General features: G+C 54.7%; 14 protein-coding genes, 2 tRNA genes and 1 other RNA gene. 8 read left to right on the top strand and 9 right to left on the bottom strand.

What is annotated here, in order from left to right:
• Window positions 1–31 precede the first annotated feature (31 nt).
• From csgD to csgG, 4 genes are read left to right on the top strand one after another with little or no spacing between them, the layout of a single operon-like run.
• Window positions 32–682, top strand: coding sequence for a biofilm master transcriptional regulator CsgD (csgD, locus tag M8013_RS20110; RefSeq protein ID WP_271269538.1), 651 nt, complete (start codon window positions 32–34; stop codon window positions 680–682).
• Between the two features lie 4 nt (window positions 683–686).
• Window positions 687–1,076, top strand: coding sequence for a curli production assembly/transport protein CsgE (csgE, locus tag M8013_RS20105; protein ID WP_271269537.1), 390 nt, complete (start codon window positions 687–689; stop codon window positions 1,074–1,076).
• Between the two features lie 13 nt (window positions 1,077–1,089).
• Window positions 1,090–1,506: a curli production assembly/transport protein CsgF gene (gene csgF / locus M8013_RS20100; protein ID WP_271269536.1), complete on the top strand. Its 417-nt coding sequence runs from the start codon at window positions 1,090–1,092 to the stop codon at window positions 1,504–1,506.
• Between the two features lie 26 nt (window positions 1,507–1,532).
• Complete coding sequence (csgG, locus tag M8013_RS20095; protein ID WP_271269535.1) at window positions 1,533–2,366, top strand: curli production assembly/transport protein CsgG; 834 nt, start codon at window positions 1,533–1,535, stop codon at window positions 2,364–2,366.
• 42 nt (window positions 2,367–2,408) lie between these two features.
• Here csgG and M8013_RS20090 read toward each other — a convergent pair whose 3' ends face one another.
• The 4 genes from M8013_RS20090 to ghrA form a co-directional block, all read right to left on the bottom strand.
• Window positions 2,409–2,900 carry a DUF1097 domain-containing protein gene (locus tag M8013_RS20090; RefSeq protein WP_271269534.1) on the bottom strand — a complete coding sequence of 164 codons (492 nt, stop codon included), beginning with the start codon at window positions 2,898–2,900 and terminating at the stop codon, window positions 2,409–2,411.
• Between the two features lie 87 nt (window positions 2,901–2,987).
• Window positions 2,988–3,542, bottom strand: coding sequence for a TorD/DmsD family molecular chaperone (locus M8013_RS20085; protein WP_271269533.1), 555 nt, complete (start codon window positions 3,540–3,542; stop codon window positions 2,988–2,990).
• Window positions 3,543–3,562: 20 nt separating this feature from the next.
• Complete coding sequence (locus tag M8013_RS20080) at window positions 3,563–4,300, bottom strand: phosphatase (RefSeq protein WP_271270165.1); 738 nt, start codon at window positions 4,298–4,300, stop codon at window positions 3,563–3,565.
• Between the two features lie 82 nt (window positions 4,301–4,382).
• The gene (gene ghrA / locus M8013_RS20075) at window positions 4,383–5,321 is read right to left on the bottom strand and encodes a glyoxylate/hydroxypyruvate reductase GhrA (RefSeq protein ID WP_271269532.1); all 939 of its coding nucleotides are present in this window, start codon (window positions 5,319–5,321) and stop codon (window positions 4,383–4,385) included.
• 227 nt (window positions 5,322–5,548) lie between these two features.
• Between ghrA and M8013_RS20070 the strand changes: the two genes are divergently transcribed.
• Window positions 5,549–5,636, top strand: a tRNA-Ser gene (locus M8013_RS20070).
• A 141-nt stretch (window positions 5,637–5,777) separates the two neighbouring features.
• On the opposite strand, the gene M8013_RS20065 is transcribed toward M8013_RS20070, so the two are convergent.
• Window positions 5,778–6,683 (bottom strand): LysR family transcriptional regulator, encoded by a 906-nt coding sequence (locus tag M8013_RS20065; RefSeq protein WP_271269531.1) that lies wholly within the window; start codon window positions 6,681–6,683, stop codon window positions 5,778–5,780.
• A gap of 110 nt (window positions 6,684–6,793) precedes the next feature.
• Here M8013_RS20065 and M8013_RS20060 point away from each other — a divergent pair, with 110 nt between their 5' ends.
• From M8013_RS20060 to M8013_RS20050, 3 genes are all read left to right on the top strand, one after another.
• Window positions 6,794–7,654 carry a pirin family protein gene (locus M8013_RS20060; RefSeq protein WP_271269530.1) on the top strand — a complete coding sequence of 287 codons (861 nt, stop codon included), beginning with the start codon at window positions 6,794–6,796 and terminating at the stop codon, window positions 7,652–7,654.
• Between the two features lie 133 nt (window positions 7,655–7,787).
• A tRNA-Ser gene (locus M8013_RS20055) sits at window positions 7,788–7,875 on the top strand.
• Between the two features lie 44 nt (window positions 7,876–7,919).
• Window positions 7,920–8,057, top strand: a non-coding RNA gene (locus M8013_RS20050) — RtT sRNA.
• A gap of 115 nt (window positions 8,058–8,172) precedes the next feature.
• On the opposite strand, the gene phoH is transcribed toward M8013_RS20050, so the two are convergent.
• The 4 genes from phoH to efeU form a co-directional block, all read right to left on the bottom strand.
• On the bottom strand, window positions 8,173–8,961 hold the full coding sequence (phoH, locus tag M8013_RS20045; protein WP_271269529.1) for a phosphate starvation-inducible protein PhoH: 789 nt from the start codon (window positions 8,959–8,961) through the stop codon (window positions 8,173–8,175).
• A 496-nt stretch (window positions 8,962–9,457) separates the two neighbouring features.
• Complete coding sequence (gene efeB / locus M8013_RS20040; RefSeq protein WP_271269528.1) at window positions 9,458–10,741, bottom strand: iron uptake transporter deferrochelatase/peroxidase subunit; 1,284 nt, start codon at window positions 10,739–10,741, stop codon at window positions 9,458–9,460.
• Between the two features lie 5 nt (window positions 10,742–10,746).
• Window positions 10,747–11,874 carry an iron uptake system protein EfeO gene (gene efeO, locus M8013_RS20035; RefSeq protein WP_271269527.1) on the bottom strand — a complete coding sequence of 376 codons (1,128 nt, stop codon included), beginning with the start codon at window positions 11,872–11,874 and terminating at the stop codon, window positions 10,747–10,749.
• Between the two features lie 44 nt (window positions 11,875–11,918).
• Entirely contained in the window at window positions 11,919–12,752 is an 834-nt protein-coding gene (gene efeU / locus M8013_RS20030) for an iron uptake transporter permease EfeU (RefSeq protein WP_271269526.1), read from the bottom strand.
• Window positions 12,753–12,866 lie beyond the last annotated feature (114 nt).

Below are 12,866 nucleotides of genomic sequence, written 5' to 3'. Positions count from 1 at the left end.
ACTGTCAGGTGTCCCAAAAAGGGGTTTCATCATGTTTAATGAAGTCCATAGCTTGCATGGTCAGACATTATTGTTGGTCACCAAACCTTCTTTACAGGCCACGGCGTTATTACAGCATTTAAAACACAGTCTGACATTGAGCGGAAAATTGCATAGTATTCAACGCTCTTTCGATGACATTACGCCTGGTAGCATTATTCTTTTCGATATGATGGAAGCGGATAAAAAACTTATCCAATACTGGCAGGATATTTTAAGCAGAAAAAACAATAACATCCGCGTGTTGTTATTGAACACCCCGGAAGAATATCCATTCAGAGATATTGAAAGCTGGCCACATATTAATGGTGTCTTTTATGTCAACGAGGACGAGACACGCGTAGTGGATGGTCTGCAAGGGGTTCTGCGTGGCGAATGCTACTTTTCGCAGAAACTTGCCAGCTACCTCATTACCCATTCCGGGAATTATCGCTATAACAGTTCAGAGTCTGCTTTGCTGACCCATCGCGAAAAAGAAATTCTGAATAAATTACGCATCGGAGCTTCAAATATTGAAATCGCCCGTTCGTTATTTATCAGTGAAAATACGGTGAAGACCCATCTTTATAATCTTTTCAAGAAGATAGCTGTCAAAAACCGGACTCAGGCGGTTTCATGGGCAAATGATAACCTCAGGCGTTAACAGTATGAAACGCACGATGAGATGGATTGCCGCGGCAGGTTTATGGCTTGCCGCCGGGAATCTTCATGCGGTTGAGGTGGAGATCCCAGGATTGTTAACTGACCATACGGTCTCCTCTGTCGGGCACGCTTTTTACCGGGCGTTCAGCGACAAATGGGAAAGTACTTATCCAGGTAATTTAACGATCAACGAACGGCCGAGTGCGCGTTGGGGAAGTTGGATCACAATAACGATTAATCAGGACGTTATTTTCCAGACTTTTTTATATCCCACGAAACAAGACCTTGAGCAAAACGTGGTCTTTGCACTGGCTCAAACCGAAGAAGCAATAGATCGTCTGCAGATAGATAAAGCTCTGCTGGGTACCGGCGATTTAGCGCGCGATGAGTTTTAATTCGGAGGCATTCATGCGTGGTGTATATGCAGTTATTGCTTTAATGCTTATTCCATCAATAAGTTTGGCCGGGAATATGACGTTCCAGTTTCGTAACCCAAACTTCGGTGGTAACCCCAATAACGGAGCCTACCTGTTAAATGGGGCTCAGGCGCAAAACTCTTATAAAGACCCAAGCTTTAACGATGACCTCGGTATTGAAACGCCAAGCGCCCTGGATAACTTTACCCAGGCCATTCAGTCCCAGGTACTGGGCGGGCTGTTAACCAATATCAATACAGGTAAACCCGGGCGGATGGTCACCAGCGACTTCATTGTCGATATCGCTAACACTGACGGGCAATTGCAGTTGAACGTGACGGACCGGAAAACGGGGAGAACATCCACCATTCAGGTTTCCGGCTTGCAAAATAATTCTACCGACTTTTAAATAATGTCGAGATAAGGACAATAATCATGCAGCGCTTTCTCATACTTGTTGCAGTGTGCTTATTGAGCGGTTGTTTAACTGCTCCTCCGAAAGAAGCCGCGAAACCGACATTAATGCCTCGGGCGCAGAGTTATCGCGATCTCACTAAACTCCCACTGCCTACCGGTAAGATTTATGTGTCGGTTTATAATATTCAGGACGAAACCGGACAGTTTAAACCTTATCCGGCAAGTAACTTCTCGACAGCTGTCCCGCAGAGCGCCACCGCAATGCTGGTCACTGCGTTAAAGGACTCTCGCTGGTTTATACCTCTGGAGCGTCAGGGTCTGCAAAACCTGCTCAACGAACGTAAAATTATTCGTGCCGCGCAGGATAACGGTACTGTGGCAATGAACAACCGCATTCCACTGCATTCACTCACGGCGGCTAACGTCATGGTTGAAGGTTCGATTATCGGTTACGAAAGTAACGTGAAATCGGGTGGTGTGGGGGCGCGTTACTTCGGTATCGGCGGTGATACGCAGTACCAGCTTGACCAGATTGCAGTGAATCTGCGCGTGGTCAACGTCAGTACCGGCGAGATCCTGTCATCGGTCACGACCAGTAAAACCATTCTGTCGTATGAAGTGCAGGCTGGGGTGTTCAGATTCATCGACTACCAACGACTGCTGGAAGGTGAAATCGGCTATACCTCTAACGAGCCGGTGATGCTGTGCCTGATGTCGGCAATCGAAACCGGGGTTATTTTCCTGATTAACGACGGTATCGATCGTGGCCTGTGGGATCTGCAAAATAAGAACGAAGTGAAAAACGATGTTCTGGTGAAATACCGCGAGATGTCATCGCCGCCGGAATCCTGACCGAAAGCGCATTAAAAAGGCGAGACCGCAGTCTCGCCTTTTTTATTTGCTCAGCGCCGCCGCGCTGTTCGACTTTTCCCGCCGTGCCGCCAGCCATAGCCCGCTGTTTTTCATCGCGTAGCCAAACACCAAACCCAGCGCCAGAGAAGGCACCACCAGTCGCCAGTCGCCCTGCCCCGCAAAGGTGGCGCAAGCGCCCATAAAGGTGCCGGGCACAAACGACAGCAGTAGATGTTTGGCCTGGATGCACATTAAAAATGCCACCACGCCGGTCATGATATAGCCGAAGATTTCCAGCTGGGGTGCCAGGGCGCTGCCGTGGATGATGATCATCGCCCACACCACGCCGCTCATCAGCGTACAGGCCGAGATAAAGAACCCCTTCAACCCGCCCTGCGGACAGGCGAAATAGGCCGTGCAGCCCAAAAAGCCCGCCCAGCTGAGAAGTCCCAGAGAAACCGCGACCCAACCCCAGATCCCGGAGAGGATGCCTGTGGTCAGTGCTATAGAAAAGAGTATGTTCATGGCGCGCATCTTAGCAGATACGCGCCAATGAAATGAGATCAGAAACACATAATATGTAGAATGAGATTAGCTGTTACATTCAAAAAGTGATCCAGATCACTCTTCATTCTCTTCCTGCAGTTCATCCCACATCGCCGCCAGGGCATCGCGGGTCAGCGGTGCCATGGTGCGCCAGAATGGCGAAGTGGCATGGGCTTCAACCTTGCCGAGAAACGCTGCGCACCAGGGTAAAATAAACTCGGAGAACAGGGTTTCCAGCGCCTCGTTTTCATCTTCTGCGGCATGGTCTTCGATCCACGACGCCGCCAGCAGCAGGGTGCCAATGTGATCGGCCGGGGTATCGGTCAGCGGCATCCCACGGGCAGACAGGAAAGCACGCACTTCGGCTTCGGTCGCGCCCTCTTCCCAGGCTGAACGGTAAGGCGGCACGCGGCACTCTTCGCCAACGAACAGCGCATTGTAGTCGGCCGCAATTTGCTGCATGTCGCAGCTGGTTTGCAGACGCTGCAGCAGCTCATCCTGTTCAAGCGGCCAGTTCTGCGCCAGCTTGCCTTCACGAACCAGGGTAAAGAGCGGCACCAGCAGCGGATCCTGCGGCTGACGGTAATACAGCGAGCCCAGTACGCGGCAGAGGATGGAGAATTCATTCATTTGTTAAGTCCATTACACAGTTAAAGTTCGGCAAATTCGGTAATCGGAGCCATACCACGCGACTCCAGGAAATTCAGTAAACGGCGGGGAGAGACGTTGAGGATCCGCTCTTCCGGGAACTCCACCTCATCGAGGATCTTGCGGCATTCGCTAAAATCCCCCAGCGTAAAGGCGGTATGGGAGTCGGATCCCAGCGCCACGTAGCCGCCGGCATCACGCACCGCGGCGGCGACGTCACGGCAGTTCGCTTCGCTGCCCTTGCGGGAGTGAATAAACGAGGAGTTGTTAATTTCCAGCGCCACGCCATGCTTCGCAGCGGCCTGCGCCACGGCCTGGATATCAATCGGGAACTTTGGGTTCCCCGGATGGCTGATGATATGCACGTTACCGCTGGCAATGGTGGCAATCATCGCTTCGGTATGGGTGGCTTTATCCTGCGGGGCAAAAACCGGTTCATGAAAACCGGCAAGAATCAGATCCAGAGAGGTCAGCATCGGGCCGGTACAGTCAATTTCACCCTGCGTGTTTTTGATATTGGCTTCGATCCCGCGCAGGATCCCGACGCCATCGACCAGCCGAGGCCAGATGCGCATATTCACAAAGTGCCAGTAGTGCGGTGCATCGGCCATATCAGGGCCATGATCGGTGATCGCAAAGAGTTTAATGTTTTTTAACTTAGCCTGTGCGATGTAGTCATGAAGATTGCTGTAGGCGTGGGTGCTGGCGACGGTGTGCATATGCAGGTCAACGGGATACATCATTCTCTCCTCTCGTGTTTCCCAAAGGATAGCAGCTATCCCAGGCGTTTATTAGCAAAAACCCGGCAATCGCCGGGTTTACTCAGTAGCCGCGCTGTCGGTCGACGCGTCCGGTGACCGGTTCGCCCTTCTCCAGTTGAGTAATGGTGTGGGCAATATAAGAAACTGCTTCAGCCGGGCGGGTCACCGCCGCAACGTGCGGGGTCATCGCCACGCGCGGATGGGCCCAGAGCGGGCTTTCAGCGGGTAACGGCTCCTTGCTGTAGACATCCAGCATGGCGCCTTTCAGTTTGCCGCTCTCCAGCGCTTTCAGCAAGTCGGCCTCCACCAGATGCACGCCGCGCGCCAGGTTCATTACATAGCTGTTGTCCGCGAGTTGATTGAGCAGCGTGCTATTAATGATCCCGACCGTCTCGCCGGTATTGGGCAGGAGGTTAATTAGCACCCGCGTACCCTGTAAAAATGACGACAGTTCATCAGTGCCAGCAAAGCTTTCGACACCGGGATACGCCTTACGGGTACGGCTCCAGCAACGCAGCGGAAAGCCCCACGGCGCAAGCGCTTCGGCCACTTTTGAGCCCAACACCCCGGCACCGAGAATACCGACGGTAAAATCTTCACGTTGATAATCGGCCAGCGGCTCCCAGCGCGCCTGCTGTTTTAACGCCTGATAATCGTCAAAGCGACGGAACCAGTGCAGCACCTGGCTCACTGCGTACTCCTGCATCTGCTCGCCCATGCCGGTGTCTTCGAGGCGGAACAGCGGGATACTGTCAGCCAGCATATCCGGGTGCGCTTTCAATTTATTGAGGATCGAGTCCACCCCAGCCCCCAGCGCAAAGACCGCTTTCAGCTCCCGCCCCTGCAGCATCTCCACCGGCGGATGCCATACCAGCGCATAATCTGCCGGTTGGTTATCGCCGCGCTTCCACTCGCGAACCCGCGCGCCTGGCAGTGCCGCCGACAGGGCTTTCAGCCAGTAGTGGGTATCAAACGTCGGATGATAAAAAATGATGTCCATTGCGATTGCCTTCTTTGTGCTGTTTTATGTTCATTTTCAAGTGCCTTGCAGCTTAGCAAACTTTCACGTCGAGATCGTTGCCGATAAAAAAGTCACTTTCAGCACATTTAGAAATCATGTTGTTCGAAGTTTGTCTAAACAGGCTAATTAACTGAAAAAGTTGATTGACGGCGCAACGGCTTTTTCTTACATTAGCGGCCGTCCCAGCAGCAACGGGATGACAAAACGGTGAGGTGTCCGAGTGGCTGAAGGAGCACGCCTGGAAAGTGTGTATACGGCAACGTATCGAGGGTTCGAACCCCTCTCTCACCGCCATATTCGAGAAAGAGCTCGTACGAAAGTACGGGCTTTTTTTCTTTTATACGCCCCCGAAAGAGAGGGGTGAGAATCCTCGACCAGGGTTCGACAACCGGCTGTAGCCGGTTGGACAGACTGAGAGCGTAGCGCCATCAGGCATCAGTCCTCCACTATCCTGGCGTATTCCTCGGTCAAAAAATCCACCAGCGTCCTCACAGATGGCAATAACCCGCGCCGGGATGGGTACACGGCATGAATGACTTCCCGTCGTGGCTCCCAGGCTTCCAGCACTTTGACCAGCTCCCCGGATGCAAGCTGATCTTTCACCATCAAAATGGGTAATTGCACGATCCCCACGCCCGCCATCGTCGCTTCGCGCAGGGCCAGCATATCGGTGGTCACCAGCCGCGGCGTAAAATGGATCTCCGCCTTCGCCCCGTCCGGGCCGTTTAATTCCCACTTATGCACCTGCTTACCGGCCCCCATACTTAATCCGGGCCACTGGCTGAGCTCGGAGGGCATAGCAGGTTTACCCCGGCTCTCAATCAACTGAGGGCCTGCGACCAGGCAATGTCCGCGGTCGGCCAACACCCGCAGCACCAGGTCGCTGTCGTCAAACGGGCGCGGACGCACGCGGATAGCGATATCTACCCCCTCACCCACCAAATCGACCCGGCGATTGGTGGCTTCAAGCTGCAGGTTAATCCCCGGATAGCGGGCCATAAAACGCGCCAGCATCGGCCCAACGTGAACATGCAGGATTGTCACTGGACAAGTGATCCTGACCATTCCGCGCGGTTCCGCCTGCAGTGCCGCAACAGCCTCTTCTGCCGCTTCGGCTTCTATCAGCATCGCTTTGCAGTGCTGATAGAACGTGTGCCCCACCTCGGTCACGGTAAACTGCCGGGTGGTGCGTTGGATTAAGCGCACGCCAAGTCGGGCTTCCAGCTGGGCAATCCGGCGGCTTAGTTTGGATTTCGGCTGATCGAGCGCCCTTCCTGCCGCCGCAAAACCACCGTAATCGACCACTTTCACGAACCAGACAAAGTCGTTGAGATCCTGCATACCCCCCTCGTCGTTCCATATATGGAACTGTGAATGTCATTTTCGCACTCTACCGCGATATTAAAGCTGATTATAAGCTAATGACATCAACCGAACATCAGGAGAAAAACATGAAAAACATCACTGGCGTCTATACTGCCCCCCGTCCGCACTGGGTTGGCGACGGTTTCCCGGTACGTTCAATGTTTTCTTATCAGACTCACGGTGAGCCGCTGAGCCCGTTTTTACTGCTGGATTACGCCGGTCCGCACAGCTTCCCGGCAGACGGCGCGAAACGCGGCGTGGGCGAGCACCCGCACCGTGGCTTTGAAACAGTCACTATTGTCTATTCCGGCGAAGTGGAGCATCGCGACTCGACGGGAAAAGGCGGGGTGATTGGTCCGGGCGATGTGCAGTGGATGACGGCCGGTGCCGGGATCCTGCACGAGGAGTTTCACTCCAGCGCCTTTGCCCAACAGGGCGGCGAGCTAAAAATGATGCAGCTGTGGGTCAACCTGCCGGCGAAGGACAAAATGGCCGCACCGGGCTATCAGAGCATCACCAAAAACGCGATCCCGGTGGTTGCCCTGCCGGATAACAGCGGTGAATTGCGCGTCATCGCCGGTCATTACGGTGATGTGGCAGGGCCTGCGCATACCTTCTCGCCGCTCAATGTCTGGGACATCGCGCTGCGTCAGGGAAGCCATCTGTCTCTCAAGCAGCCCGCAGGCTGGAGCACGGCACTGGTGGTACTTGAAGGCAGTGTGAGGGTGAACGGGACCGCGAACGCCAGCGAAGCGCAGCTGGTGGTGTTGAGTCAGGAGGGAGAAACGCTGCATCTGGAAGCCAGCAGTGATGCCAAAGTGCTGCTGATGGCCGGGGAGCCGTTGAACGAACCGATTGTCGGCTATGGCCCGTTCGTGATGAACAGTAAAGCTGAAATCGCGGAAGCCATTAGTGATTTCAATTCGGGTCGCTTCGGTCAGATCTAAAAGTACCGGGAGCGGGTTTGCTTATTGCTTAACCGAACGAGCAGCAATACATAAAATCTGCTTGACCGTTTTAGCCTGACTCCCTATAGTACCGCCCCGTTGCCCCCCACGCGGTAAGGCAGCAAAACAATACGGTGAGGTGTCCGAGTGGCTGAAGGAGCACGCCTGGAAAGTGTGTATACGGCAACGTATCGAGGGTTCGAACCCCTCTCTCACCGCCATATTTAAGAAGAGCTCGTACGAAAGTACGGGCTTTTTTTCTTTTATACGCCCCCGAAAGAGAGGGGTGAGGATCCTCGACCAGGGTTCGACAACCGGCTGTAGCCGGTTGGACAGACTGAGAGCGTAGCGAACAGGCTGCCCGAAGGGCGAGCGGAGCGAGTCAGCCCCTCTCTCACCGCCATATTCGAGAAAGAGCTCGTACGAAAGTACGGGCTTTTTTTTCGTCTGTGTGTCGGGTGGCGGCTTCGCACCAAAAACAAAGCCCGGTTTCCCGGGCTTTGCACAACTTATTCAACTCAATAGTAGGCGTTCAGGGTCCGCTGGCACAGTGCCGAGCGCACGCAGTCGTCTTTGGTAAACTGCACAATTCCGACCATATCATCTTCAACAAAACGTGCCAGCGCATCGCTCAGGCCGGATTTTACACCGCCTGGCAGGTCACACTGAGTAATATCGCCGTTAACGATGACCGTAACGTTTTCCCCGAGGCGCGTTAAAAACATCTTCATCTGCGCAGCAGTTACGTTCTGAGCCTCGTCGAGAATCACAACTGCATTTTCAAATGTACGTCCGCGCATATAGGCGAACGGCGCAATTTCTACCTTACCGATTTCAGGGCGCAGGCAGTACTGCATAAAGGATGCACCAAGTCGCTTCACCAGCACGTCATAGACGGGCCGGAAGTACGGCGCAAACTTCTCCGAAATATCTCCGGGCAGGAAGCCGAGATCTTCATCGGCCTGCAGAACCGGACGGGTGACAATAATCTTCTCGACATCCTTATGAATCAGAGCTTCTGCCGCTTTGGCTGCACTTATCCAGGTCTTCCCGCATCCGGCTTCACCGGTGGCGAAAATAAGCGACTTACTCTCGATAGCATTCAGGTACTGCGCCTGAGCGTCATTGCGTGGGGCAATTGCGGACATATCACGGCTGTCCCGCGCCATGCCAATTGCTTCTACGCCACTCATCTGCACAAGCGAGGTGACCGATTCTTCTTCACGCTGTTTATGGCTGCGTGAATCCCGTCTCAGCACACGTTTTGCTTCGCGACGAGCTTTGATCACTGCTTTTTGTCTTCCCATGGATAGCACCTTGAGTTGTTGGTATTCATCACTCGCGCCATCGGCGCGATTAGGCGAACGAACATCTGAGGGTTGGCTTCCTTCTAAGCCTGAGCTTACTTGGTTAAGAGACTCGACCGAATTGCTATGCTCACCATTCGGCGAGTCGGAAAAATCAGGATGCGCTGTGGAGGGAGAGGATTTTGTGGTGAAGAGATCGCTGCCGGAGGTGGGGCCTCCGCGCCGGGTGCTGCGGTTGTTTCGTTTATCATGTCCAGTACAGGACCCAACCATTCGCGATCTCCAAAGTGATTCATGATCACCGTAGGTATTTACCGCTTTCTTAAAGTAAGTACAACAGGATTTATCATAAATGCAACATTTATTTTACCTGAATGTAACTTTTAAGTGTCGTCCTACAGTTCTGGAGAGTGTGATGTAAAAAGATTACAGAAATATAACAACAGCATAGACTGCGTAAAAAAATCTATCCCGCTCAGGGCGAGCGGGACAGGTTTCAGGCCTTCAGCAGACCCTGTGCGAGCCAGTCGTTTTTATCGCGCACGCCCGGCAGAGCAAAGAAATACCCCCCGCCAATCGGCTTGATGTACTCTTCCAGCGCCTCGCCGTTTAAGCGCTTCTGGACGGCCAAAAAGCCCTTTTCCAGATCGTGCTGATAGCAGACGAACAGCAGCCCCATATCCAGCTGACCCGAGTTGGTCACGCCCAGCGAGTAGCTGTAGCCCCGGCGCATCATCAGATTGGCTTGTGTCTCCTGGGTACGCGGGTTCGCCAGACGAATATGGCTGTCGAGGGCGATAGTGTCACCGTCGGGATCGCGGGCGTAGTCGGGCACGTCGTGCTCGTTTTTCATCCCCAACGGTGCCCCGCTGTGCTTGTCGCGGCCAAAGATGGTCTGCTGCTCTTTCAGCGGCGTGCGATCCCAGAACTCAACGCGGAACTGGATAAGACGTATCGCCTGATAGCTGCCCCCGACCGCCCAGGCCGGTTCGCCCTGGTCAGCGGTCACCCACACCACGTTATCCATCAGCGCCGCGTCGAGGCTATCCGGGTTAGCGGTACCGTCCTTAAAGCCGAGCAGGTTCACCGGCGTCTCTTTGCCTTTGCTGCGCGCCGCGTGGTCAGAGATAAACCCTTCCCGCTTCCAGCGCACGCTCAGCAGATCCGGGGTGTGCTTGATCAGGTCCCGCAGGGCATGGATCACCGTATCCTGGGTGTTGGCGCAGATCTGGATCAGCAGATCGCCGTGGCACAGGGCCGCATCCAGCGAATCGTTCGGAAAACGTACCATCTTCTGCAGCGCGTTCGGTTTGTGCTTTTCCAGCCCGAAGCGAGCATCAAACAGCGACGCCCCCAACGACACCGTCATGGTCAGGTTATCCGGGGCGATAAAGGCGCCCAGAATCCCGGAGTCCATCGGCGGCATACGCGGGTTTGGTGTATCGGGTGCCGGGCCGCCGGTGGTCAGAAAGTCGATCCGTTGGGTCAGCAGGCGGAACAACCGTTCCAGCTCGCTTTTGTCGCTGGCCAGCACATCAAACGCCACCAGCATCATCGACGCCTGCTGGGGGGTTAAAATCCCGGCCTGATGCGGCCCGTAAAACGGCTGCGTTTCCATCCGCGCATCCGGGGAGAGCGTGCCCGGGGCGCTCTGCGGCTTGGCCGCATGCGCCACCGGACAGCCGCCGGCGAGGGCCAGGGCGCCGCCAAGCACCCCGACCCCTTTCAGCAACCGACGTCGTGAAGGTTCAGCAACGTCATTGTCATCGTGCTTGTTCATGGTGCTTAGTCCAGACCCAGAACGCCGCGCAGCTGCGCCAGATCTTCTGCCAGGGTGGTGATTGGCCCTTTCAGCGCGTTACGGTCGGCATCGGTCAGCTTATCGTAGGTTTCAAAACCGTCTTTGGTGCGATACTTGGCCAGAATGGTGGTCACTTTCTTGAAGTTGGCATCCACTTTGGCCAGCAGCGCGCTGTTATCTTTTTGCAGCTGGGGACGCAGCAGGTCAACAATCTTCTGTGCGCCTTCGATGTTGGCCTGGAAATCCCACAGATCGGTGTGGCTGTAGCGGTCTTCTTCACCGCTGATTTTGCTGGCGGCCACTTCCTCAATCAGACCGGCCGCGCCACCGACCACTTTTGACGGTGGGAAGGCCAGCTCGCTGATGCGTTTTTGCAGATCCAGCACGTCGCTGTTTAGTTGCTCAGCGTACTGCTCCATCCCTTTGGTGGAGTTATCGCCAAACAGGGCTTTTTCCAGGCGGTGGAAGCCGGTGAATTTCGGATCGGCGGCTTTCTGCTCGTAGTCATCTTCACGGGCATCGATGCTGCCGTCGAGATCGGAGAACAGCTCGGCAATCGGTTCGATACGCTCATAGTGCTGGCGCGTCGGCGCGTACAGGGATTTGGCTTTCTCGATATCGCCCGCTTTCACCGCGTCGGTAAAGGCTTTGGTGCCAGCAACCAGATCCGCCGTCTCTTTGGTGACGTAGGCTTTATAGGCGGTGATCGCCTCGCCGAGGCTCAGCAGGGCTTCGCCCTTGGCGGCATCGGCGGTAGCTTCACCTTTGACGATCAGCTTGCCTTTCGGGTTGGTCAACAGACCACAGGTCATATCATATTCGCCCGGCTGCAGGTTGGCGGTCATCTTCTGGCTAAAGCCCGGGGCGATGTTCTCACGCTCCTCCACCACCATCACCCCTTTGAGGATCTCCCACTCCAGTGCTTTCTGGCTGTGGTTCTGGATGATGAACTGAGTTTTACCGCTGTTAACGGTGATGCTCATCGGCTCACACTGTTTATCGGTGACGGTGACTTTCACCTGCGGCACATCCGCCGCCTGGACCGAAAACGCAGAAGACAGCAGTACGGCAATGCCAGCCTGTAACGCACTACGACGAAAATGAATAGCCATGACCCTTCCCTTTTCTTAAGTATGTTGTAACTACACTGGGCACGTTAGCGCGAAATGCCCGAAGCCTGAGTGCTGGCGCGCGGTGGCAGACAAAACAGCACCAGCGCCGGGATCAGATAGATAAAGTAAACCGCCACTTCGCTGATGCTCGGCGTTTCCTGATAGCCGAAAATACCTTCCAGCAGCGTCCCGGTTAACGAATGGGTGGAGAGAATGTTGCTCAGATCGAAAGCCACATCCTGGAAATGGTTCCACAGACCGGCTTCATGGAAGGCGCGGATCGCCCCTGCCGCCAGCCCGGCTGCCACCAGCAGAATAAACAGGCTGGTCCATTTAAAGAACGCGCCCAGGTTGAGGCGAATTCCGCCCCAGTACAGCAGAAAGCCGAGCACCACGGCCGTTGCCAGCCCCAGTAACGCGCCGATCGGCGGCCAGATCCCCACGTCCTGCTGGAATGCCGCCAGCAGGAAGAACACCGACTCCAGCCCTTCACGCGCGACGGCGAAAAAGACCATCAGAATCAGCGCCCAGCCGTGATGGTTGCCCTTCGCCAGGGCGCTGTCGACGGCCTGCTCGAGCTGAACCTTGACGTTGCGCGACACTTTGCGCATCCAGAACACCATCCAGGTGAGGATCACCACCGCAATCAGCGCCACGATCCCTTCGAACAGCTCCTGCTCTTTTTGCGGGAACTCGCCGGTGGTTTCGTTGATCGCAATCCCCAGCCCCAGACAGAGGGCGGCGGCGAGGAACACGCCAATCCACATCACGCCAATCCAGCGGCCGCGCTGGGTACGTTTCAGATAACTGGCGATCAGGCTGACAATCAAGGCCGCTTCGAGGCCTTCACGTAACATAATGAGAAATGGAACAAACATGCCGACACCTTAAATGTTTATCGCGGTCAACTGATGCAAAGAAAAGTAAATTCTTGTGATAGTGATTATCATTACGGCAATAAGAAACACAAGTGAAATATGCGATGTTTTAAT

This window comes from Silvania confinis (genome assembly GCF_025564085.1).
GTDB lineage: Bacteria > Pseudomonadota > Gammaproteobacteria > Enterobacterales > Enterobacteriaceae > Enterobacter > Enterobacter confinis.
This window is presented reverse-complemented; position numbering and strand designations above follow the sequence as displayed.